Origin of the sequence: Psychromarinibacter halotolerans, from assembly GCF_029168315.1 — a bacterium.
Taxonomy (GTDB): Bacteria; Pseudomonadota; Alphaproteobacteria; order Rhodobacterales; family Rhodobacteraceae; genus Psychromarinibacter; species Psychromarinibacter halotolerans.
The window spans coordinates 43,017-65,395 of the sequence record NZ_JARGYD010000012.1 but is presented as its reverse complement, the minus strand read 5'-3'; the positions used below and the strand labels follow the sequence as shown (position 1 = coordinate 65,395).

The following is a 22,379-nucleotide window of genomic DNA, read 5'->3' as shown; positions in this document are numbered from 1 at the left end:
CGTCGGGCCTCAGGCAACGGCGAACAGGAAAACAAGGATCAGCGCCGACGCCCACGTGCGCCACAGGGCGCGGGTGGCGGCCTCGATCTCGGCGGGGCCGGGGTCGCGGCGTCCATCGGGGTTCACGAAGGGAAAATCGCGGGTCTCGCCGTTATAGGACCGGGGCCCCGACAGCGCGGTTCCAAGAGCCGAGGCCATCGCGGCTTCGGGCCAGCCCGCGTTGGGCGACCGGTGCAGCTGCGCGTCGCGCGCCATGTCGCGCCATGTCGCAGGGCATCCGTGCGCCAGCCAGATCAACAGCGCGGTCAGGCGCGCGGGCACGAGGTTCAGTAGGTCGTCGAACCGGGCGGCGGCCCATCCGAACGCCTCGTGGCGCGGGGTGCGGTAGCCGATCATGCTGTCGGCGGTGTTGGTCATCTTGTAGATCATCAGGCCGGGCAGCCCGCCGATTAGGAACCAGAAAGCGGGCGCGATGACACCGTCCGACAGGTTCTCGGCCGCGCTTTCGATCGCGCCGCGCGCGATGGCGGGCCCGTTCATCGTCGCCGTGTCGCGGCCAACGATCCGGGCGACGGCGCGGCGTCCGGCGGCGACCGACTGGCGCAGGTCGCGGGCCACATCCGCGACGTGGTCGCACAGGCTGCGCTGGGCCAGCAGGATCGCCGCCGCCAGAACCTCCCACAGGGGGCCAAGGGGCAGGGCGGCAATCGCGCCGCCCAACAGGCCAGCGGCAAGGCAAAGCGCGGCAAAGGCCACGGCGCCCTTAAGGCGGCGGCTGTCGCCCACGTTGAAGCGCCGGTCGATCCAACCCACCGCGCGCCCCATCAGGACCGCCGGGTGCGGCAGGCGCGACCACAGCCACCGAGGTTCGCCAAAAAGCGCGTCCAGCACCATCGCGGCAAGCAGAAGGGCAGCGTGGGTCATCGCGGCCGCCGCCCCGCGCCGATCCCGGCCGCGGCTGTCATCCGTCGTCCGGCAGCGGCGGGTGGCGGGTCACGAAATGCCCCTTCACCCCCTGCGGCCACTGGCGATAGGGAACCTGCCCCGTCTCGCTTTCGGCATGCAACCCTGCGTAGGTCAGGATCGCATCGGCGCTTTCGGCGTCCGGAACGAAATTTCCGAGGGTATAGCAAAGCTTGCCTGCCGCCTGCACCGTCACGTTGCAGCCCTTGCCGCAGCCCATCAGGCAGGAATGGCGCCGCACCCGCACGCCATCGGGAACCGGCAAATTCTCGACCAGCGCCGCCAGCCTGTCGCCATCGGTCTGCCCCGAGGTTTCATCCCAGTCCTCGCGCTTGCAGGTCTCGCAGATCGTCACCCAAGTCGCCATCGGTCCTCCGAAGTTGTCGCCGGAGTTGAAACCGATCCGGCGCGGCTGCGCAAGTTGCCGCCGACGCCGATCAGAGCCTGATGGCGTTAACCACCTGTTAGGTTTTTGGTAGGAATCTCGTTACCAATGGCAGAGGCGACCGCATGCGACAGGCATCGCCGTGCCGGGGAATCCGGAGGCGCGAATGCAGGTTCTCATCGTCGAAAGCGAGCCGGGACTGGCAGAAGTCTGGGCTTCTCATCTCAGGCGGCAAGGGGCCGCCGTCACCACGGCGCTGTCGCAAGATGCCGCGGTTCAGGTGCTTCAGAACGAAGACGTGGACGTGATCGTTCTGGATCTGGTGCTTGAGGGCGGCAGCGCCATCGCAGTCGCGGATTTCGCAAGCTATCGCCGACCCGAAGCGCGGGTGGTTTTCGTCACCAACACCTCGTTTTTCTCGGACGGGTCGATCTTTCGCCACATCCCCAACGCCTGTGCCTTCCTGCCCAGCGCGACGCCGCCAGCCGATCTTGCCGCGGTCGTCGGGCATTACGGCGACACCCCGCCGCCGCTTGCCCAGACCGACCGCAGTTAAGACCGGCCTTGTTTGAGGCGGACCTCAGTTGAGACGGGCCGCCGGTTCAGGCGCCCACGTTCTCGCGGCCGTGCGGGGCTTCCCAATCGAGGATCGGGTTGATCGGCAGGATCCGGTGCGGGTTCACCGTGTCGTGGCTATAGTGATAGTGCCGCACGATATGGTCGAAATGCACCGTGTCGGCGACGCGGCCATTGGGCGTTTCCCACTGGTACAGCTCGCGCGTGAAGCCCCAGAGGTTGGGGTAATCGCGCAGGAAGTTACGGTTGCACTTGAAGTGGGTGTGATACACGGGATCGAACCGGAACAGCGTGGTCACCAGCCGCCAGTCGGCTTCGGTCACGCGGTCGCCAATCAGATAGCGGTTCCGCGACAGCCGGTCCTCCAGCCAGTCGAGCGAATCGAACAGCGCGTGGACCGCTTCGTCATATGCCTCTTGCGAGGTGGCGAAGCCCGACTTGTAGACGCCGTTGTTCACGGTGTCGTAGATCCGCGCGTTCACCTCTTCGATGTCGTCGCGCAATTCTTCGGGCCAATAGTCGTCGGTGTTGCCCGTCAGGTCGTTGAAGGCCGAATTCAGCATGCGGATGATCTCGGCGGATTCGTTGCTGACGATCGTGTCGCGCTGCTTGTCCCACAGCACGGGCACGGTCACCCGTCCCGAAACCTGCGGATCGGCGCGGATGTAGACGTCGCGCATGAAGGGCAGGCCGAACTGCTGGTCGCCGGTGGCGCCGTCGAAGTCGGTCGAGAAGGTCCAGCCGTCACCCAGCATGTCGGGGTGCACGACGGACACGTCGATCATGTCCTCAAGCCCCTTCAGCTTGCGGAAGATCAGCGCACGGTGCGCCCACGGGCAAGCGTAAGAGACGTACAGGTGATACCGCCCCGCCTCGGCCTTGAAGCCGTCGTCGCCCGACGGACCGGCGCTGCCGTCCGCGGTGATCCAGTTGCGGAACTTGGTCGTGGTCCGGACGAACTTGCCGCCCGTCTTTTCCGTATCGTACCAGTTGTCCTTCCAGACGCCGTTCACCAGCTCGCCCATCGGGTCGTCTCCTTACCATTCCTGTTCGCTGCACAACGTAAGGCGATTGCCGTCTGGGAAAACGCCCGTGCTGGCGCAGCGCCGGTGCGTGGGCGCACAGGTCGCGCCGCCGCGCGCTTGGTGCCGCCGCGAATCCGTTTGCAGGGTTCGGGGGCGCCGCCTATACCGGGTGCAGACGAACCCGGACCACCGGGTCGGATTGGAGTGTGGGATGAGGTCGACCCAAGCAGGGGACCGGGGCTCGCGTCGTCGCTCGGAGCGTTCCACGCTCGGACTGTCCCTTTCCGGCCCAGACCCAGGCCACCAACGGGAAAGCGACACATGATGAAGTTCACCCTCGCCTCAGTCACGTTAACCTTGTCCGCCCATGCCGCCGTCGCGCATCCCGGCCATCTGGTCGAGGCAGCGGGGCACAACCACTGGATTGGGCTTGCCGCGCTGGGCGCCGCCGTCGCTGTCGCGGGCTGGGCGATCCTGAAGGGGCGCAAGGACGCGGACGCCGAGGGCGCCTCGCCCGAGGATGACGCCGCCGAGGACGAGGTGTCCGCAGACGACGCTCCGAAGGAGGCCTGATCCGCATGGGGAGGACCGGTGTGATGATCTGCGGCCACGGCTCGCGCAGCCAGGCCGCTGTCGACGAATTCGCGGTGCTGGCGCAAAAGCTGCCGGACTACCTGCCCGAGGACTGGCTGACCGACTACGGATATCTTGAGTTCGCCAACCCGGTGATCCGTGACGGGCTGGACCGCCTGCGCGAGGCCGGGTGCGACCGCATCCTTGCGGTGCCGGGGATGCTGTTCGCGGCGATGCACGCGAAGAACGACATTCCCACGGTTCTGAACACCTACGCGGAAAAGCACGGCGTCGACGTGTCCTATGGGCGCGAACTTGGGGTCGACCCGAAGATGATCGCCGCCGCCGGTGCCCGCGTGCAGGAAGCGGTCGACCGCGCGAATGTCCGCCACGGCGACGTGCCGCTGCATGACACCTGCCTTGTGGTGATTGGCCGGGGTGCCTCGGACCCGGACGCGAACGCCAACGTCGCCAAGATCGCGCGGATGCTGTGGGAAGGCATGGGCTTCGGCTGGTGCGAGGTCGGCTATTCCGGCGTGACCTTCCCGCTGGTCGAGCCCTGCCTCGAACACGTCGCGCGGCTTGGCTACAAGCGGGTCATCGTGTTCCCCTATTTCCTGTTCACCGGCATCCTGATCGACCGGATCTATGGGTTCACCGACAAGGTCGCCGCCGCGCATCCCGATATCCGTTTCGTCAAGGCGGGCTACCTGAACGATCACCCCAAGGTACTGGAGACCTTCGCCGAACGCGTGCGCGAGATCGCCAGCGGTGCGCCGGTGCCGAACTGCGGAGTCTGTGCCTATCGCGAGCAGGTGCTTGCGCTGGAGAACGGCGAACACCGCCACATCCGGGCCGAGGACCGCAAGCACCCCGCCTTCGCCGACCTGCCGCCGCCCACTTGCGTGCTGTGCAAGTACCGGGTTCAGGTGCTGGGCTTCGAGGCAGAGGTCGGCGCGGTGCAGGAAAGCCACCACCACCATGTCGAAGGGCAGGGGGCGTCGGCGCCCGGCTCGAACGTGGCGGACTGCGCCCTGTGCGACACCTTCTGCACGGGCGAGTGCCGGCTGGAGATGGCGGGCCACCACCATCACCACGATCATGGACACCACCAAGATCACGGGCACGATCACGGGCACGGCCATGGCCACGGGCATCATCATCACCACGGGCACGACCATGACCACGGGCACCACCACCACGCGGCCTATCCCCACGCGGACCACCCGCTTGGCCCCGAAAGCGCGCGGACCCGGCGGACCTGATCCGGCCCTTCTTCTGTCCTTAAATATCCCCGCCGGAGGCATCCGACGCAGCCACGAAAGACACCGGACCAGATGCGCCCCTACCTGAAGGACCCCGCCGCGATCTACGCGGAAAGCTTCGCCACCGTCCGGCGCGAGGCGCGGCTCGACCGGTTCCCGCCGGGCATGGCGCGGCTGGCGACGCGGGTGATCCATTCCTGCGGCATGATCGAGGTCGCCGACCGGCTGGCGTTTTCCGACGGTGCGTTCGAGGCCGGGGAAACCGCGCTGCGCGCCGGGGCGCCGGTGCTGTGCGACTGCGAGATGGTCGCCGCGGGCGTGATCCGGCGCACCCTTCCGGTGGGCAACGAGGTGGTCGTCACGCTGAACGATCCGCGCACCCACGGGCTGGCGCGCGAGTTGGGGACGACCCGCTCTGCCGCCGCCGTCGAGCTGTGGCGCGACCGGCTGGACGGCGCCGTGGTGGCGATCGGCAACGCGCCGACCGCGCTGTTCCACCTGCTTGAACGGCTGGACGACGGCTGGCCGAAACCGGCGGTGATCCTTGGGTTTCCCGTTGGCTTTGTCGGTGCGGCGGAATCGAAGGCGGAGCTTGCCGCCAACCCGCGCGGCTGCGACTTTGTTGCGCTGCGTGGCCGGCGCGGCGGGTCCGCGATGGCCTCGGCGGCGGTGAACGCGCTGGCCGCAGGATTGCCGGAGGAAACCCAATGACACCCTGGCTTCATATCGTCGGGATCGGAGAAGACGGGCTGGCGGGCCTGACCCCCGCCACCCGTGCCGTGGTCGAGGCTGCCGAGGTTATCGTCGGCGGCGACCGCCACCACGACCTGTCCGGCGCCGTGTCGGCCGAGCGCATCGCGTGGCCCAGCCCCTTCGACGCGATGATCGACACGATCCGCAAGCTGAAGGGCCGCCGCGCGGTGATCCTTGTGACCGGGGATCCGCTGTGGTTCTCGGTCGGCGCGCGCATCGGCCGCGCCATCGATCCGTCCGAGATCACCTATCACCCGCAGCTTTCGGCTTTCCAGCTGGCCGCCGCCCGGATGGGCTGGTCACTGGCGGATGTCGAGACGCTGACGGTGCATGGCCGCCCGGTCGAGCAGATGATCGCCTTCATCCAGCCCGACGCGCGGCTGCTGATCCTGACCACGGGGGCAGAGACACCGGCGCGCATCGCGGCCTTCCTGACCGAACGGGGCTTCGGAGCCTCGAAGATGACGGTGCTGGCGGCGATGGGCGGCGACCGCGAACAGCGGTTCGACGGCACGGCAGACAGTTGGTCGCACGAGGTTCCGGCGTTCAACACGCTGGCGGTCGACTGCATCGCCGCGCCCGATGCCGCGCTGCTGCCGCGCGTGCCGGGACTGGCCGACGACCTGTTCCGCCACGACGGCACGATGACCAAGCAAGAGGTCCGCGCGGCGACGCTGGCCAAGCTGATGCCGATGCGCGGCGCGCTGCTGTGGGACATCGGGACCGGCTGCGGGTCGGTCGCGGTCGAATGGATGCGGGCGGCGCGCTATGCCCGCGCGATCGGGATCGAACCGCGCGCCGACCGGCGCGAAATGGCCGCGGCGAACGCGCTGGCGCTGGGCGCCCCTCGGCTGGAACTGATCGCGGGTGAAGCACCCGATGCCTTGGCCGGGCTGGAAGCGCCGGACGCCATCTTTATCGGCGGTGGCCTGTCGCCCGACGTGTTCGAAGCCGCATGGTCCGCGCTGAAGCCGCTGGGCCGCATGGTGGCCAACGCGGTCACGCTGGAGTCCGAGGCAGAGCTGATCGCGCTGCACCGCGTTCACGGCGGCCAGTTGGTGAAGCTGCAGATCAATCGCGCCGAGCCGGTCGGCAGCCTGACGGGATGGCGCCCGCTGATGCCGGTCACGCAGTGGAGCCTCGTCAAGCGATGAGGTCACGTCACGCCATCCCCTCTACACACGCCACGCTTCCCTCCCCGCACGTCACGCTTCCCTCCCCCCTTGGGGGGAGGGTCAGGGAGGGGGGAATGGACAGGCAGGGGGGAGTGGTCACCGAGGGCGGCCAGCAATGACAAAAGGCACCCTATACGGTGTCGGTCTTGGCCCCGGCGACCCGGACCTGATCACCCGCAAGGCCGCCCGCCTGATCGAGACGGCAAAGGTCGTCGCCTACCCGGCGCTTGCCGGTGGCGACAGTCTGGCGCGGTCCATCGCCGCCGACCTGATCCCGTCCACCGCGCGCGAGATCGTCATGTCCGTCCCGATGAGCCGCGACCGCGCCCCGGCGCAGACCGCCTATGACCTCGGGGCTTTGGCGATCCGGGCCGAACTGGAAGCGGGCCGCGACGTGGTCTGCCTGTGCGAAGGCGATCCGTTCTTTTACGGCTCGTTCATGTATGTCCACGCCCGGCTGAAGGCGGACTTCCGGACCGAGGTGGTGCCCGGCGTCACCTCGCTTACGGCCTGCGCTGCGCGGGCAGAGATGCCGCTGGCCGCCCGGAACGAACGGGTGACCATCCTTCCGGGACCACTACCCGACGACGAACTGACCGCGCGGATCGAAGGCGCCGAAAGCCTTGCCATCCTGAAAGTCGGCCGCCATCTGCCGCGCATCCGTGCGGTGCTGGACAGGCTGGGGCTGACTGCGCAAGCGGTATATGTCGAGCGTGCGACGACGCCAGACGAAAGCGTCCTGCCGCTGGCCGACGCCCCCGAAGCGGCGCCGTACTTTTCCATGATCCTCCTCACGAAAGGGGCCGACCCGTGGCTGTAACTCCCGTCGTTCTTGCCCTGTCCCGGTCTGGCGAGCCCACGGCGCACCGCGTGGCAAAGGCGCTGGGCGCGCCCGTGCACGGCCGTGAAGGCCGGGTCGAGACCGCCGACGCCTTTTTCCCCAACGCGCTGGACCACGCCCGCGACCTGTTCGCCGCAGGGACGCCGGTGATCGGCGTCTGCGCCTCGGGCATACTGGTCCGTGCCGTCGCGCCGCTTCTGTCGGACAAGCGCGCCGAGCCGCCGGTGCTGTCGGTTTCGGACGACGGCGCGGTCGTGGTGCCATTGCTTGGCGGCCATCGCGGCGCGAACCGGCTGGCGCGGACCATCGCACAAGCGCTGGACGCCACCGCCGCCGTCACGACGGCGGGCGATGTCGCGCTGGGCGTCGCGCTGGACGAGCCGCTCGAGGGCTGGGTGCTGGCCAACCCCGACGCGGCGAAACCCGCGATGGCCGCGCTGCTGTCCGGCGGCGGCGTCCGGGTGACGGGCGACGAAGCGGCCCGCGCGGACTGGCTGGCGGACCTGCCCGAGGGCGACGCGGTACAGATCGTCTGCACGATGGAACCCGTGACGCCCGCAACGTCTGAGACGCTGGTCTATCACCCGCGCCGGGCCGTGCTGGGCGTCGGCGCCTCGCGCAATTGTCCGCCGGACGAACTTGCCGCGCTGGTCGACGGGCTGCTGGCCGACGCTGAACTGGCCCCCGGCGCGCTGGCCGCGATCGCGACCGCCGGGATCAAGGCCGACGAACCCGCCGTGCTGGACCTTGCGCGCCGTCTGGACGTGCCGCTGCGCCTGTTCTCCGCCGAAGAGCTAGAGGCCGAGACGCCGCGCAGCGAAACGCCGTCGGACGTGGTCTTTGCAGAGATCGGCACCCACGGCGTCGCCGAGAATGCGGCACTCGCCTGTGGCGGGCCGACCGCGTCGATCTGGTATCCAAAGCGCAAGTCCGCAATGTGCACCGCCGCGCTGACCGTCGCGCCAGAGCCGGTGGTGCCGCTGGGCCGGACGCGTGGGCGGCTGTCGCTGGTCGGGATCGGTCCGGGACAGGCCGCGTGGCGCACGCCCGAGGCATCGCGGCTGGTGGCCGAGGCGGACGAACTGGTGGGCTACGGCCTGTACATCGACCTGTTGGGACCGCTGGCGGCGGGCAAGCCGCGCCACGATTTCCCACTGGGCGGCGAAGAGGCGCGGTGCCGTTTTGCGCTGGAGCGTGCCGCCGAAGGGCTGGACGTGGCGCTGATTTGCTCGGGCGACGCCGGGATCTACGCGATGGGCGCGCTGGTGTTCGAACTGCTGGACCGGACAGAGCATGGCGTGTCCGACGCCGCGCGGCGGGTCGAGGTGATGTCGGCCCCCGGCGTTTCGGCGCTTCAGGGGGCGGCGGCGCGGGCCGGTGCGCCCTTGGGTCACGATTTTTGTGCGATCTCACTGTCGGACCTCCTGACCCCGCGCGAGGATATCCTGCGCCGGGTGCGGGCGGCTGCCGAGGGCGATTTCGTGATCGCCTTCTACAACCCGGTGTCAAAGCGGCGTCGCGACCTGCTGGCGCTGGCACGGGACACGCTGCTGCAGCATCGGCCCGCCGATTGTCCGGTCCTGCTGGCGACCTCGCTGGGCCGGCCCGAGGAAGAGTTGCGCTATCGCCGCTTGGAAGACCTGCAGGTCGACGAGGTCGACATGCTGACCGTGGTGTTGGTGGGGTCGTCGCAGTCGCGGCTGTGGCAGTCGGGCGAGGGGCCGCGCATGTACACGCCGCGTGGATATGCGCGGAAGATCGATGGGGATTTGTCGGATGTGTCTTGAGTGCGGGGCGGTATCCCCCCAACCTAACCCTCCCCCCCTCCCTAACCCTCCCCCGGGACGGGGGAGAGGATTTGTTGCACTTTTGGTGAGGGGGGTGTTTGCATGACCGTATTTTTCGTGGGCGCGGGGCCGGGCGATCCGGACCTGCTGACGATCAAGGCCGCCAAGGTGATCGAGGCCTGCCCCGTCTGCCTGTATGCCGGATCGTTGGTGCCTGCCGAGGTCGTGGCCCGCGCGCCCGAGGGGGCGCGGGTGATGGACACCGCGCCGATGACGCTGGACGACACGCACGCTGAAATCCTTGCGGCCCACGCGCAAGGATATGACGTCGCGCGGGTGCATTCCGGCGACCCGTCGCTGTACGGCGCCATCGCGGAACAGGTCCGGCGGCTAGAGGCCGACGGCATCCCCTACGAGATCATTCCCGGTGTCCCCGCCTATGCCGCCGCCGCCGCCGCGCTGGGGCAGGAACTGACGATCCCCGAGATCGCGCAGTCGGTGGTGTTGACCCGGATGTCGATGAAGTCGACCTCGATGCCCGATGGCGAGACGCTGGAAAACTTCGCCCGCACCGGTGCGACGCTGGCGATCCACCTCGGCGTCCGGGCGATGCGCGAGATCGAACGGCAACTGATCCCATACTACGGCAGCGATTGTCCCGCCGTCGTGGCCTATCGTGTCGGGTGGCCGGACCAAAAACTGATCCGGGGCACGTTGTCGGACCTGCGCGAGAAAGTGAGGGACGAAAAGATCACCCGTACCGCGCTTATCCTTGTGGGCCCTGCGCTTGGGCGTGTCCGCGATTTCCGCGACTCTGCGCTGTACGACCCGGATAGGCCGCACGTGCTGCGACCGCGCGCAACCGCCCGTTGAACGAAAGCCGAAAGACGTTCGGATTTTCCGAAAGTTCACTTGACCGAATCTGGGCGCAGGACATTTTCTGTCTTTAGGGGAGTTGCTGACATGACCGATTACCTGCCGAAAGAAGTGCTAGAGGGGCTGGAAGCAGCCCGTAAGGCGGATCTGAAGAAGAAAAGCCGCCTGCGCGTGCGTGTCGGTGAAGACATGTACCGCGTGTTGCGCTTCTGGGATGGCGGGTTCGCGCTGGATGCCGAGAACGCGCCCAACCTTCGGGGACTTGTCGATCTGTATAACGGCGGCGCACATCTGTATCAGTGCCTGATCGTCGCCACCGCCGAGGAAGACGGACAGATGCTGTACGAGTTCAAGCGCAACACAGCCGCCGTGGACCGCGCCCCGCTGGATTTCGTCCGTGACGAAAACGCGCCCGCCGGGCTGCTGGAACGTCCCGACGCCTGAACGCGCCGGGACCGAGTCATCTCTATTTACTGAAGGTCGCCGAAGGCCTTTTCCATCCGCTCGATCGCTTCGATCAGGCGGGGACGGGGCATGGCGATGTTGAACCGGTGGAAGTTCTCGCCGCCCTTGCCGAAATCGGCGCCGGGGCTTTGCGCGATGCGGGCGTCCTGCCGGATGCGGCGCTCGGTCTCCTCGGGGGACATGCCGGTGCCAGCGAAATCGACCCACGTCAGATAGGTCGACGGCATATCCATCACGCTGATCCCCGGAATCGCGCTGATCCGGTCGCGCCAGAGCGCGAAATTGTCGGCAAGGTAGGCGCGGACCGCCTCGCTCCAGTCTTGGCCGCCGGTGAAGGCCGCGCGGGTCATCAGCATCCCGAACCGGTTGGGGGTGCCACCGTATTCAAGCTGTACCGGCGCCAGCTTCTCGCGCAGGGCGGGGTCGGGTACGATCATGAACCCGGTCTCGCCGCCTGCAAGGTTGAACCCTTTCGACGCCGCCGTGATCACCACCAGGCGGTCGATGGCATCGGGCGCCGCGATGGCGGTGGGGACGTGCTTTGCATCCGGGAAGGCAAGATCCATGTGAATTTCGTCCGACAGCAGAAGCAGGTCGTGCTTCTGGCAGAAGGCGGCCAGTTCGCGGATCTCTTCCGCGCTCCAAAGCCGCCCGCCGGGGTTGTGCGGCGAACATAGCACCGCGATCTTCTCGCGCCCGGTCAGCTGCGTTTCCAGCGTGTCGAAGTCCATGAAATAGCGACCGTCTTTCAGCACCATCTCGGACTGCACCACGCCACGGCGCTTGGCGGCGGCTTTCTTGAAGAAGGCGTGGTAGACCGGCGTGAACAGGATGATGTCGTCGCCGGGGTCCGAGAACGCCTCGAGCGCCATGCCGAAACCCGCGACCACGCCGTGGCTGTAGCTGATCCAGTCCGGGTCCACGTCCCAGTCATGGGCCGCCTTCATCCATCCGGCGATGGCATCCGACACCGACGCCGCCGGGCCGGGATAGCCCAGATAGCCGTGATCCGCCTGTTCGCGCAGAATATCCAGAACGCAGTCCGCGGCGCTGAAGTCCATGTCGGCGACCCACATGGCGATGCCGTCCTCGGCTGGAACCCCGGCAAAAGTCTGCATGGCGTCGAACTTGGCGCTGAACGTGCCAACGCGATCCTTTGTCTCGTCGAAATTCATGGAAAGGTGCCTTCGTTTTCGGTTTGCCGCAGGCTATCCGCTGTACCCGTGGCCGCAAGGGACATTGCGCGCATGGCAGGCATCCCCTAAATCAGCGGCATGACGATCCGATCCATCCTTATCCATCCCGACCCGCGCCTGAAAAAGGTCGTTCCGCCGCTGGCAGAGATCACGCCCGATATCCGGGTGCTGGCCGATGACATGCTGCAGACCATGTACGATGCCCCCGGCATCGGGCTGGCCGCGCCGCAGGTCGGCGAGATGGTGCGCATGATCACGATGGACTGCGTGAAGGAAGAGGGCGAGGAACCCCGGCCGCTGGTGCTGATCAACCCCGAGATCACATGGTCTTCCGAAGAGACCAGCGTCTACGAGGAAGGCTGCCTGTCGATCCCCGAGCAATACGCCGATGTGGAACGACCGGCCGAGGTGAAGGTGTCTTGGCTGGACGTCGATGGCGCGGCGCAGGAAGAACACTTCACCGGGCTTTGGGCGACCTGCGTGCAGCACGAGATCGACCATCTCGATGGCAAGCTGTTCATCGACTATCTCAAGCCGCTGAAACGCCAGATGATCACGCGCAAGATGCAAAAGCTGAAACGCGAGCGGGCGCGGGCGTGAGCCGGCTGCCGATCCGTCTTTGGGGCGATCCCGTGCTGCGCGGCATCGCGCGTCCGGTCGGAGAGATCACCGACGAGATCCGCACGCTGGCCGCCGACATGGCCGAGACGATGTACGATGCGCCGGGCCGTGGGCTAGCCGCGCCGCAGGTCGGCGTGCCGCTGCGGATGTTCGTGATGGACTGCCATTGGAAGGACGACGGCGAACGCGATCCGGTCGTGGTGATCGACCCCGAGATCCTTGATGCCTCGGACGAGACGGCGACGCACGAGGAAGGCTGCCTGTCGATCCCGGATGTTCCGGTCTCGGTGACGCGCCCTGCGGAAATCACCCTGCGCTGGCGCGGGCTGGACGGTGTGCCGACCGAGCAGCGCCTGAGCGGCATGGAAGCGATCTGCGCGCAGCACGAGTTCGACCATCTGGACGGCAAGCTGATCCCGGATGTTCTGGACCCCGATACGCGGGCCGAAGCGGATGCGGTGCTGGCCGCACTTGCGGACCGCGCCGCACAGGGGCAGACGGAATGACCGCGCGCGCCATCCTGCAATGGCCGGACAAGCGCCTGCGGACGGCCGCCGCGCCGGTCGAGACGATCACCGACGACATCCGCGCGACGTGGGACGACATGATCGACACGATGGAGGCGATGCCGGGCGTCGGCCTTGCCGCTCCGCAGATCGGCGTGATGCTGCGTCTTGCGGTCGTCGATGCCTCGGAAGAGCGGGGGCAGGCGATCCGGATGGCGAACCCCGAGATCCTGCACGCCTCGGCCCAGCCGCGCGACCACGAGGAAGCCAGCCCCTGCCTTCCCGGCGTCTCTGCCAAGATCACCCGGCCCCGCGCGGTGACGGTGCGGTTCCTGAACGAGCGCGGCGAGGTCGAAGATCGCGATCTTGTCCACCTGTGGTCGACCAGCGTCCAGCACCAGATCGACCATCTGAACGGGCGCATGTATTTCGACAATCTCAGTGGCCTGAAACGGCAGATGCTGCTGAAGAAGGCTGCGAAGCTGCGTTGACCACATTCTTCTAGAAGAATGTGCCGTGCAGGATTTTCTAGAAAATCCTGTGGGTCCGCGTGATGTTGACTTCGGACTTATTTCAACAACTGTTGAGATATGGATGAAAGCCGGACCCTACAGGCGCTTGCCGCCCTGTCCGATGCGACCCGGTTGCGCGTCGTGCGGTTCCTTGCGGCGGCAGGGGCCGATGGCGCGGCCGCTGGCGTGATCGGGGCCGAGGTCGGGGCGCAGCCGTCCCGGCTGTCCTTCCATCTAGCGGTCTTGGCGCAGGCCGGGCTGGTGACGCCCACGCGCGTGTCGCGGCAGGTGATCTACCGGGTGGACTTTGACGCGCTGGGCAGGCTTATGGGGGACCTGATCGAAGATTGCTGCGGCGGCCACCCGAAGGTTCGGGACCGCCTTCGGCCCACCAGCGACGGAGAGACCTGACAGATGCGTATCGTGTTCATGGGAACGCCCGATTTCTCGGTGTCCGTGCTGGACGCGCTGGTCGAGGCCGGGCACGAGATCGTTTGCGTCTACTGCCAGCCGCCCCGCCCCGCCGGGCGCGGCAAGAAAGACCGGCCGACGCCGGTTCATGCCCGGGCCGAGACGCTGGGCCTGACGGTGCGCCATCCGCGCACCCTGCGAGACGCGGACGCGCAGGCCGAGTTCGCCGCGCTGGATGCGGACATCGCGGTCGTCGTCGCCTACGGTTTGATCCTGCCGCAGCCGATCCTCGACGCGCCGACGCATGGCTGCCTGAATATCCACGCTTCGCTGCTGCCGCGCTGGCGGGGGGCGGCACCGATCCAGCGGGCGATCATGTCGGGCGACGCGCAGACCGGGGTGTGCATCATGCAGATGGAGGCCGGTCTGGACACCGGCCCCGTCCTGCTGCGCGAGGCGCTGGATATCGCACCGGACGAGACCGCAGCGACGCTGCACGACCGCCTTGCGGACATGGGCGCGCGGTTGATCGTCGACGCGCTGGCACGGCTCGATACGCTGCGGCCCGAGGTTCAACCGGACCAAGGCGTGACCTACGCAGAGAAGATCGACAAGGCCGAGGCGCGGATCGACTGGACGCGCCCCGCCGACGAGATCGACCGTCAAATCAGGGGGTTGTCGCCTTTCCCCGGCGCGTGGTGCGAGATGGACGGCGAACGGGTCAAGCTGCTGCTGTCGCGGGTCGTCCCCGGTGACGGCGCGCCGGGGCAGGTGCTGGACGGCCTGACCATCGCCTGTGGCGACGGCGCGGTCGAGATCCTGTCGGCGCAGCGTCCCGGCAAGCGCGCGATGGAATCGGCGGAGTTTCTGCGCGGTGTCCAGATGCCGGACCGGCTGGACTGACGCACCGGTACGGGCCGGTCAGCGCAAAATTCGGGGCGTGTCACAGCGCCCGATGCGACGCCTGAAAAACAGGCGCCGGAATTCTGTCAGGCGAATCCGAAGGGTCGTTCCGGTCAAGCGCAAAATCCGACGGGCGCGGGCAAAGTTTTCTGGCCACGAACCCGGTCGCCGACCATTCTGGCCAGACACTCAAAACCTGCTTCGCGTTCACCTGCTCCGGCACCGGGACCTCGCCCGGGACATGTCGGAGTCCGTCCAGGAGTCTGCCTATGTCCCTGCTTCTTGGCTGGCCTCGCCGCACCAGCCCGAAGGCCGCCTTTGGCTTCACGCCCTCCGTCGTCGTGTCTGATCCCGGCCCGGTTCCCGATCCCGTCCGGGACCCGTACGAAGAGGGCCACTGGCTGGTCGTCGCGCCGACGGGGGCGGGCAAGTCCGCCTCTTTCGCGATCCCGCAACTGCTTAGCTATCCGGGCGCCATCGTGGTGGTCGACGTGAAGGGCGAGCTTGCGAACGTCACGGCCCGCTACCGCCGCACGCTGGGCGAGGTTCTGATCCTCGATCCGTTCCGGCAGGTGTCGGATGGCAGCGGTCAGTTCAATCCGCTGGCGCATATCTCGGTGGGTAGCCCCGAAGTGGTCGATGACGCCTACACGATTGCCGAGCTGTTCTCGAACCTGTCGCGGGACAGCGCGCAAAAGGACCCGTTCTGGGACGAGGCCGGGCAGGACATCATCGCCGCGCTGATCGTGCAGGCCCTGCACGAACACGAGCCGTCCGACCGGTCGCTTGCCGGGGTCTACGAGAGCTTCTCGATGCCGGACCAGTTGCAATTCTTCTGGCGGATGCTGGATTCCGGCGTGCACCCTTTCGTCGAACAGAAGATCGGCGCCTATCTCCGGCTGGCCGAGACCACGCGCACCGGGATCGAGGCGGTCGCGGGGCAGCAGCTTCGGATGCTGGCGGGCGAGGGCGTGCGTCGGTGCGTCAGCGGCGACACCATCCCGCCCCGCCACCTTGCCGACGGGCGGCCCGTGACGATCTATCTTGTCATCCCGCCGGACCGGCTGGCGTCTCATGCGACGCTGGTGCGCATCCTGCTGACCGCCATGCTGCGGCGGATGCTGCGCCGCAAGAACAAGCCAGAGCGGCCGACGCTTTTGCTGGTGGACGAGGCGGCGCAATTGGGGCGGATGCCCGCGCTGACCTCGGCGATCACGCTGGGCCGGGGCTTCGGCATTCGCGCGGCGCTATTGGTTCAAAGCCTGTCGCAGCTAAGCGGCGCCTACGGGCGGGATTACCAAGCCATCGCCGAGAATTGTTCGCTGCTTACGATGGGCGGCAGGACGGGCTTTGCGATGGCCGAACATTTGTCGACCAGCGGGTTCGGCGATGTCACCCCAGAGTGTATCTACGGATTGTCAGAGACCGAGACGATGATCCGGGCCAACGGTCAGGAGACCCGCCGCCTGCGCAAGCTGGATTATCGGGCGGACAGCCTGTTCGCGGGCAAGTACGACGACAATCCGCTGTACGAGCGGGCCTGCTAGCCCGGAAAGCAACCGGGCCCGCCGTGGTGGCGGGCCCGCTGCATCTTGGTCGTCGCGGCAGACAGGCCGCGCGTCAGCCGTCGACGCGGATACGCTCGTTCTTGGGATCGAACGGGCTGTCCTCGGTGACCTCGACGTCCCAGAGCTTGTCGAACATCTTCACCTTCAGCTTCTGCCCCGGCTGGGCCAGATCGGGCCGGACATAGCCCATGCCCACCGATTTGCCGAACGCGACCGAGTAGCCGCCCGAGGTCAGGCGGCCCACCTTGGTATCGCCATCGTACAGCGCCTCGCGGCCCCACGGGTCCGCGTCCTCGGGCCCGTCGATCAGCACGGTGACGCATTTCGACCGGATGCCCTTGTCGGTCATCGCCTGCTTGCCGTGGAAGTCCTTCGACAGGTCCACGAAGCGGTCCAGCCCGGCTTCGAGCGGGGTGGCGTCGCGGCCCAGTTCGTTGCCGAAGGCGCGATAGGATTTTTCCTGCCGCAGCCAGTTCTGCGCGCGTGCGCCGACCAGCTTCATGCCGTGCTTCGCGCCCGCTTCCACCAGCAGGTCCCACAGATAGTTCTGGAACTCGATCGGGTGGTGCAGTTCCCAGCCAAGCTCGCCGGTATAGGCGACGCGCACGGCGACGACGGGACACATGCCAAGTTCGATGTTGCGGCACGACAGCCACGGGAACCGCTTGTTCGACAGCGCGGTGTCGGGGTCGGCGTCCTTGATGATCTCTTTCAGAATGTCGCGCGCCTTGGGTCCGGCCAGCGCGAAGGCGCCATAACGGGTGGTCCAGTCCTCGACGTTGATGCGGCCGAACTCGGGTTCCTTGTCCTCGATCGCTTTCAGCAGAAAGTCGCGGTCATAGGCGTGCTGCGCCCCGGACGAGATCAGCACCCAGTGATCCGGCGTCTCGCGCACGATGGTGTATTCTGCCCGGGTCGTGCCGGCCTCGGTCAGCGCGTAGGTCAGGTTGATGCGGCCGGGCTTCGGCAGCTTGTTGGTGGTGAACCAGTCAAGAAACGCTTCGGCGCCCGGTCCGGTGATGACGTGCTTGGCAAAGGCCGTCGCGTCGATCAGGCCCGCGGTCTCGCGGATCGCCTGCGCCTCGTCCTTCGCGAACTGCCACCAGCCGCCGCGCCGGAAGCTGCGGGCGTCGTGGTCGAAGTTCGACGGTGCGTCCTTTGGGCCGTAGTAGTTCGGCCGCTCGAACCCGTTGACCACGCCGAACTGCGCGCCCTCGGCCTTCTGCCGGTCATAGGCGGGGCCGGTGCGCAGCGGGCGGCAGGCTTCGCGTTCCTCGTCCGGGTGGTGCAGGATGAAGACGTGGGCGTAGCTTTCCTCGTTCTTGCGGGCCGCGTACTCGGTCGTCATCCAGCTGCCGAACCGCTTGGGGTCCAGCGACGCCATGTCGATCTCGGCTTCGCCCTCGACCATCATCTGCGCAAGGTAGTACCCGGTACCGCCGGCGGCGGTGATGCCGAACGAGAAACCTTCGGCCAGCCACATGTTGCGCAGGCCCGGCGCCGGGCCGACCAGCGGGTTGCCGTCGGGGGTGTAGCAGATCGGGCCGTTGAAATCGTCCTTCAGGCCCAGCGGCTCGGTCGTCGGAATCCGGTGGATCATCGACATGTACTCTTCCTCGATCCGTTCGAGGTCGAGCGGGAACAGGTCGGCGCGGAAGCTGTCGGGAACGCCGTATTCGAACCGCGCGGGCGCGCCTTCCTCATACGGGCCAAGAATCCAGCCGCCGCGTTCTTCGCGGACGTACCACTTGGCGTCGGCATCGCGCAGCACCGGGTGCTCGCCATAGGTCTTGCGGTACTCGACCAGCGCGGGGTCGGGTTCGGTCACGATGAACTGATGCTCGACCGGGATCGCCGGCATCTTGATGCCCAGCAGCTTCGCGGTGCGCTGGGCATGGTTGCCCGTCGCGGTCACGACGTGTTCGGCCGTGATCACCTGCTGTTCCTCGGACGGGACAAGGTTGCCGCCCTTTTCGACCATCTTGGTGATCGTCACCTTCCACTCGGACCCGGTCCATTCATAGCCGTCGACCTGCCACTTGCGCACGATCTCGACACCACGCTGGCGGGCGCCCTTGGCCATCGCCTGCGTCACGTCGGCGGGGTTGATGTAGCCGTCGGTGGGGTGAAAGATCGCGCCCTGCAGGTCGTCGGTGTGGACCAGCGGCCACCGTTCCTTGATCTGCGCCGGGGTCAGCCATTCATAGGGAATGCCCACCGTCTCGGCGGTCGAGGCGTACAGCATGTACTCGTCCATGCGGGCCTGCGTCTGCGCCATGCGCAGGTTACCCACCACCGAGAAGCCAGCGTTCAGGCCGGTTTCCTCTTCAAGCGTCTTGTAGAACTTGACCGAGTAGTCGTGGATGTGGCTGGTCGCGTAGCTCATGTTGAACAGCGGCAGCAGGCCGGCCGCGTGCCAGGTCGAGCCTGCCGTCAGCTCGTCCCGTTCCAGCAGCATCACGTCGGACCAGCCGGCGCGGGCAAGGTGATAGGCAATTCCGGCGCCAACGGCGCCGCCGCCGACCACGAGGGCTTTGACATGGGTTTTCATCTGGCAGGGCTCCGCTGTGATTCCGGCACAATTTGCAGAATTTACGTCCGCCGTGGCAGGGGGAGCCGACCGATGGAGGAAGAAAAGCGACATGCCCGTCCGGCAGGTCGAAAACGTACCTGTTTCGACCGGCTTTTAGCCGTCAGCGGCCCATCGCCGTCTCAAGCCGGTCGAGCGTGAAATAGGGCGCAAGGATCTTCCGGATCTCGGCCCGGCGCGGGGCTTCGGGGTCGAAGATCAGGTAGCACATGTAGTCTTCGAACAGCGCGGCCTGCTGCTCGAACCCGTAGGCCAGGAACTGGCTTTCGTTGTCGGGAACGTAAAAATACGGATCCTTGTTGGTCAGGCTTTCCAGCGCCGCGCGCGCGGGAAAGTAGCCCGTGCGCTTGCGGTTCTGCCATTGCCAGACGTGGACCAGCTCGTGCGAGAAGATCAGGACCTCGGGGATGCGCAGGCGCTTGGGCCAGCCGGGCATGATCTCGGCGTGGTAGAACTCTGGCATCATGTGAATGCGGTCGTAGACGGCAAAGGCCGGTGGCGGCTCGGGCGGGCCGGTGTCGGGCGCGGTGCGGTCGCACAGGCCCGGGCGCCGTTCGATCTTGCCGCCCGTGGGGGGCAGCGGTTTCGGACGCGGCAGCGGCTTCAGCCCCAGACCTTCCGTCACGCGGATGCGCGAGGTGTCGATCGTTGGCCCGAACATGTCCTCGGCCAGCGCCTTCTCGCCCGGGGCCAGCGGGCGTGTGCAGGCGGCGAGCGCAAGCAACAGAAGAAGGAGTGGAAGACGCCGCATCGTTCAGGGGCGGTCCCGGACTGGTGCGAAAGCTGGCAAGGCGGAGGGCAATGGCATGGGCGCGAACGAAAATCCTGAAACTCTGGGGTCAGAGTGGCGCGGGACGTCGCGGCTGTCCACCCTGCCGGGTCGCGCAGGGGGGCGCGCGTCGCTAGAACGGCCCGCCCGCTGGCCGCCACTGTCGCAGAAGGTACAGGAACGCGACGAAGATCACCGCGGGCAACACGACCATCCGCAACAGGAAAATCCCGCCCAGCGTCAGCGACGCCAGCAGCAGCGAATCCGCCTCTTCCCAGAAGGTTGCGCCCGCGTTCATGTAGGCGCCCAACGTCTCACGCCATCCTCGGTCGTCGCCCGCAGCGTCTGGCTCGCCGATCATCGCGCGCGCGTCGTCGGCAATCGCCGCGATGGTGGCGCTGGCCTCGGCCCAGTCGGCGGCGGTCAGCACCTCGCCCGCCCAAGCGCCCAACGCGACCGCGAGCGGCAGCGCCACCGCCAGCGCGAAGCCCAGCGTGCCGCAGCCGGCAAGCGTGCGTCTCATGCTGCCGGGGACGGCGGCCCACCCGGCGCGCCGGGTCTCGCATCCGCACCGGCCGATCAGGCCCACCGCCAGCAGGAAGAACCCGATCGAGGCAAGGGGACCGATCGCCAAAGACAGCACGCCGTTCACCAGTGCGACGACGAAAATCAGGTCGGACACCCGCTCGACCGTGTCGTCCACCGGTTCAAGCCACTTCAGCGGCTGAAGGCTGCCGGACGCGCCGAACGACGCGCCAACCTCGACCTCTTGCACCGCCGAAAGCGCGGCGTTGATCGCGCGCAGCGAGATGTACGTCGCGCTGCTGGCCAGTGCCACGTCACGGTTGAACCGTTCGGTCACGCCGATGGCGGGGTTCACACGGGGCGTGGTCGCAAGCCCAAGACACAGAAGTCCCGCCAGCAGGAACAGGATGATGCGGGCAAAGCGCGCCACGCCGGGTCAGACCATCGACGGCAGGACAAGATCCGGTGGCCGGTGTCCGTCGGCGAAAGTCTTGATGTTGATGATCACCTTCTCGCCGGTTTCGGCGCGCCCCTCGCGCGTGGCAGAGCCCATGTGCGGCAGCAGCACGACATTGCTCAGCTCGCGCAGTCGCGGGTTCACCTCGACCCCGCGCTGGAACACGTCCAGCCCGGCGCCCGCCAGTTCGCCGGCGCGCAGCATTCGTGTCAGGGCGTTTTCGTCGATCACCTCGCCGCGCGACGTGTTCACGATCACCGCGCCGGGTTTCATCAGCTTCAGCCGCCGCGCGTTCATCAGGTGGAAGGTGGACGGCGTGTGCGGGCAGTTGACCGAGATCACGTCCATCCGGCTGACCATCTGGTCGAGGCTGTCCCAGTAGGTCGCTTCCAGCTCTTCCTCGATGTCGTCGTGAAGACGGCGGCGGTTGTGATAGTGGATCTGCATCCCGAACGCGCGGGCGCGCCGCGCCACGGCCTGCCCGATCCGGCCCATCCCAAGGATACCCAGCCGTCGGCCACCGACCCGCCCGCCCAGAAAGGCGGTGGGCGACCAGCCGCCCCACGTGCCCGCCTGCATCACGGCCAACCCTTCGGGTATCCGGCGGGTGACGGCGAGAATCAGCGCCATCGTCATGTCGGCCGTGTCCTCGGTCAGGACGCCGGGGGTGTTCGACACGAGGATGCCGCGCTGCCGGGCCGTCTGCACGTCGATGTGATCGACCCCCGCGCCGAAGTTGGCGATCAGCTTCAGTTTGTCGCCCGCCTGCGCCAGCAGCGCCTGATCGATGTTGTCGGTGATCGTCGGCACCAAAACGTCGCTGCGCCGCATGGCATCGGCCAGTTCCTCGCGGGTGAAGGGCCTGTCGTCGTCCCGTAGCTCGACGTCGAACAGCTCTGTCATCCGGGTTTCCACCACCTCGGGCAACCGTCGCGTAACGACAACACTCAGGCGCTCTCGGACCATCGGCGTGCCTCCCGTACTTTCCTTTGAACTGCGCTGGGATCAGAGTTACAGCAACCGGCGCAGGGCACAACCGCTTGAACAAGAACGGCCCGCGACGGATTGGGCGACACGCGCCCACGAGCAGGACATGGTTTCGGGTAGGGCACCGATGAAACGCATCAGAACAGGTGTGACCGCAGCGGCGTTTGCCGTTGCGATGACGTGCGCGTTGGTCATCTCGGCGATGACCGCCACCGCGCAAGAGCGGGGGCCGGTGACGAACCTGCCGATGCCGCGGTTCGTTTCGCTGAAGGCAAGCGAGGGCAACGTGCGGCGCGGTCCGTCGCTTAGCCACCGGATCGACTGGGTTCTGAAACGCCGCCATATGCCGTTGCAGGTGGTGGCCGAATTCGGCCACTGGCGCCGGGTCGTCGACCGGGACGGCGCGGGTGGCTGGGTGCATTACTCGCTGTTGTCCGGCACGCGTACCGTGCTGGTCGAACGCGACATGCTGCCCCTGTTGATGAAGCCCGACCCCAACGCGCCGATGAACGCGCAGTTGGAACTGGGCGTGGTCGCGCGGCTGGACGAATGCGCGGCGGGCTGGTGCCGGATCAACGCTGGTGGATATCGCGGCTGGGTCGAGGCGGCCTCGCTGTGGGGCGTTTACGCGGAAGACCTCGGGGACTGAC

At 67.2% G+C, this 22,379-nt stretch carries 24 protein-coding genes; 16 read left to right on the top strand and 8 right to left on the bottom strand.

Annotation, left to right across the window (positions count from 1 at the left end; genetic code table 11):
• Positions 1-9 precede the first annotated feature (9 nt).
• Positions 10-924, bottom strand: a complete 915-nt coding sequence (gene cbiB / locus P1K30_RS21405; protein WP_275634828.1) for an adenosylcobinamide-phosphate synthase CbiB — start codon at positions 922-924, stop codon at positions 10-12.
• Between the two features lie 37 nt (positions 925-961).
• Positions 962-1,330: a DUF1636 domain-containing protein gene (locus tag P1K30_RS21400; RefSeq protein WP_275634827.1), complete on the bottom strand. Its 369-nt coding sequence runs from the start codon at positions 1,328-1,330 to the stop codon at positions 962-964.
• A gap of 184 nt (positions 1,331-1,514) precedes the next feature.
• Between P1K30_RS21400 and P1K30_RS21395 the strand changes: the two genes are divergently transcribed.
• Entirely contained in the window at positions 1,515-1,904 is a 390-nt protein-coding gene (locus tag P1K30_RS21395) for a response regulator transcription factor (protein WP_275634826.1), read from the top strand.
• Between the two features lie 46 nt (positions 1,905-1,950).
• Here P1K30_RS21395 and P1K30_RS21390 read toward each other — a convergent pair whose 3' ends face one another.
• Positions 1,951-2,949: a glutathione S-transferase family protein gene (locus P1K30_RS21390; RefSeq protein WP_275634825.1), complete on the bottom strand. Its 999-nt coding sequence runs from the start codon at positions 2,947-2,949 to the stop codon at positions 1,951-1,953.
• A 321-nt stretch (positions 2,950-3,270) separates the two neighbouring features.
• Between P1K30_RS21390 and P1K30_RS21385 the strand changes: the two genes are divergently transcribed.
• The 8 genes from P1K30_RS21385 to P1K30_RS21350 all read left to right on the top strand — a co-directional run bounded on the left by P1K30_RS21385 (position 3,271) and on the right by P1K30_RS21350 (position 10,663).
• Positions 3,271-3,522 carry a DUF6732 family protein gene (locus P1K30_RS21385; RefSeq protein ID WP_275634824.1) on the top strand — a complete coding sequence of 84 codons (252 nt, stop codon included), beginning with the start codon at positions 3,271-3,273 and terminating at the stop codon, positions 3,520-3,522.
• A 5-nt stretch (positions 3,523-3,527) separates the two neighbouring features.
• Entirely contained in the window at positions 3,528-4,787 is a 1,260-nt protein-coding gene (locus P1K30_RS21380) for a sirohydrochlorin chelatase (RefSeq protein WP_275634823.1), read from the top strand.
• Positions 4,788-4,859: 72 nt separating this feature from the next.
• Positions 4,860-5,498, top strand: a complete 639-nt coding sequence (locus tag P1K30_RS21375) for a precorrin-8X methylmutase (protein WP_275634822.1) — start codon at positions 4,860-4,862, stop codon at positions 5,496-5,498.
• The gene (cbiE, locus tag P1K30_RS21370; protein ID WP_275634821.1) at positions 5,495-6,694 is read left to right on the top strand and encodes a precorrin-6y C5,15-methyltransferase (decarboxylating) subunit CbiE; all 1,200 of its coding nucleotides are present in this window, start codon (positions 5,495-5,497) and stop codon (positions 6,692-6,694) included. The genes P1K30_RS21375 and cbiE overlap by 4 nt, the downstream gene beginning before the upstream one ends.
• 136 nt (positions 6,695-6,830) lie before the next feature.
• The gene (cobI, locus tag P1K30_RS21365; RefSeq protein WP_275634820.1) at positions 6,831-7,535 is read left to right on the top strand and encodes a precorrin-2 C(20)-methyltransferase; all 705 of its coding nucleotides are present in this window, start codon (positions 6,831-6,833) and stop codon (positions 7,533-7,535) included.
• Entirely contained in the window at positions 7,526-9,343 is a 1,818-nt protein-coding gene (gene cobJ, locus P1K30_RS21360; RefSeq protein WP_275634819.1) for a precorrin-3B C(17)-methyltransferase, read from the top strand. Before cobI ends, cobJ begins: the two co-directional genes overlap by 10 nt.
• Positions 9,344-9,445: 102 nt before the next feature.
• Positions 9,446-10,216, top strand: a complete 771-nt coding sequence (gene cobM / locus P1K30_RS21355; RefSeq protein WP_275634818.1) for a precorrin-4 C(11)-methyltransferase — start codon at positions 9,446-9,448, stop codon at positions 10,214-10,216.
• A 90-nt stretch (positions 10,217-10,306) separates the two neighbouring features.
• Complete coding sequence (locus P1K30_RS21350; RefSeq protein WP_275634817.1) at positions 10,307-10,663, top strand: hypothetical protein; 357 nt, start codon at positions 10,307-10,309, stop codon at positions 10,661-10,663.
• 26 nt (positions 10,664-10,689) lie between these two features.
• On the opposite strand, the gene P1K30_RS21345 is transcribed toward P1K30_RS21350, so the two are convergent.
• Positions 10,690-11,859 carry a MalY/PatB family protein gene (locus P1K30_RS21345; protein WP_275634816.1) on the bottom strand — a complete coding sequence of 390 codons (1,170 nt, stop codon included), beginning with the start codon at positions 11,857-11,859 and terminating at the stop codon, positions 10,690-10,692.
• A gap of 99 nt (positions 11,860-11,958) precedes the next feature.
• Between P1K30_RS21345 and def (P1K30_RS21340) the strand changes: the two genes are divergently transcribed.
• The 6 genes from def (P1K30_RS21340) to P1K30_RS21315 all read left to right on the top strand — a co-directional run bounded on the left by def (P1K30_RS21340) (position 11,959) and on the right by P1K30_RS21315 (position 16,380).
• Positions 11,959-12,480: a peptide deformylase gene (def, locus tag P1K30_RS21340; RefSeq protein WP_275634815.1), complete on the top strand. Its 522-nt coding sequence runs from the start codon at positions 11,959-11,961 to the stop codon at positions 12,478-12,480.
• Positions 12,477-13,007, top strand: coding sequence for a peptide deformylase (gene def, locus P1K30_RS21335; RefSeq protein WP_275634814.1), 531 nt, complete (start codon positions 12,477-12,479; stop codon positions 13,005-13,007). The genes def (P1K30_RS21340) and def (P1K30_RS21335) overlap by 4 nt, the downstream gene beginning before the upstream one ends.
• Positions 13,004-13,498, top strand: a complete 495-nt coding sequence (def, locus tag P1K30_RS21330; RefSeq protein WP_275634813.1) for a peptide deformylase — start codon at positions 13,004-13,006, stop codon at positions 13,496-13,498. Before def (P1K30_RS21335) ends, def (P1K30_RS21330) begins: the two co-directional genes overlap by 4 nt.
• A 99-nt stretch (positions 13,499-13,597) precedes the next feature.
• Positions 13,598-13,930: an ArsR/SmtB family transcription factor gene (locus tag P1K30_RS21325; RefSeq protein WP_275634812.1), complete on the top strand. Its 333-nt coding sequence runs from the start codon at positions 13,598-13,600 to the stop codon at positions 13,928-13,930.
• Between the two features lie 3 nt (positions 13,931-13,933).
• A complete protein-coding gene (gene fmt / locus P1K30_RS21320; protein ID WP_275634811.1) occupies positions 13,934-14,833 on the top strand; it encodes a methionyl-tRNA formyltransferase in 900 nt (299 codons plus the stop codon).
• Positions 14,834-15,102: 269 nt separating this feature from the next.
• Entirely contained in the window at positions 15,103-16,380 is a 1,278-nt protein-coding gene (locus P1K30_RS21315; RefSeq protein WP_275634810.1) for a type IV secretory system conjugative DNA transfer family protein, read from the top strand.
• Between the two features lie 73 nt (positions 16,381-16,453).
• Here P1K30_RS21315 and P1K30_RS21310 read toward each other — a convergent pair whose 3' ends face one another.
• From P1K30_RS21310 to P1K30_RS21295, 4 genes are all read right to left on the bottom strand, one after another.
• A complete protein-coding gene (locus P1K30_RS21310; protein ID WP_275634809.1) occupies positions 16,454-18,952 on the bottom strand; it encodes a GcvT family protein in 2,499 nt (832 codons plus the stop codon).
• Positions 18,953-19,094: 142 nt separating this feature from the next.
• A complete protein-coding gene (locus P1K30_RS21305) occupies positions 19,095-19,715 on the bottom strand; it encodes a hypothetical protein (RefSeq protein WP_275634808.1) in 621 nt (206 codons plus the stop codon).
• 178 nt (positions 19,716-19,893) lie between these two features.
• Positions 19,894-20,715 carry a hypothetical protein gene (locus tag P1K30_RS21300; protein ID WP_275634807.1) on the bottom strand — a complete coding sequence of 274 codons (822 nt, stop codon included), beginning with the start codon at positions 20,713-20,715 and terminating at the stop codon, positions 19,894-19,896.
• Positions 20,716-20,721: 6 nt separating this feature from the next.
• Positions 20,722-21,708 (bottom strand): 2-hydroxyacid dehydrogenase, encoded by a 987-nt coding sequence (locus P1K30_RS21295; protein WP_275634806.1) that lies wholly within the window; start codon positions 21,706-21,708, stop codon positions 20,722-20,724.
• 148 nt (positions 21,709-21,856) lie between these two features.
• On the opposite strand from P1K30_RS21295, the gene P1K30_RS21290 reads away from it, so the two are divergent.
• Positions 21,857-22,378, top strand: coding sequence for an SH3 domain-containing protein (locus P1K30_RS21290; RefSeq protein WP_379561930.1), 522 nt, complete (start codon positions 21,857-21,859; stop codon positions 22,376-22,378).
• Position 22,379: the final 1 nt, after the last annotated feature.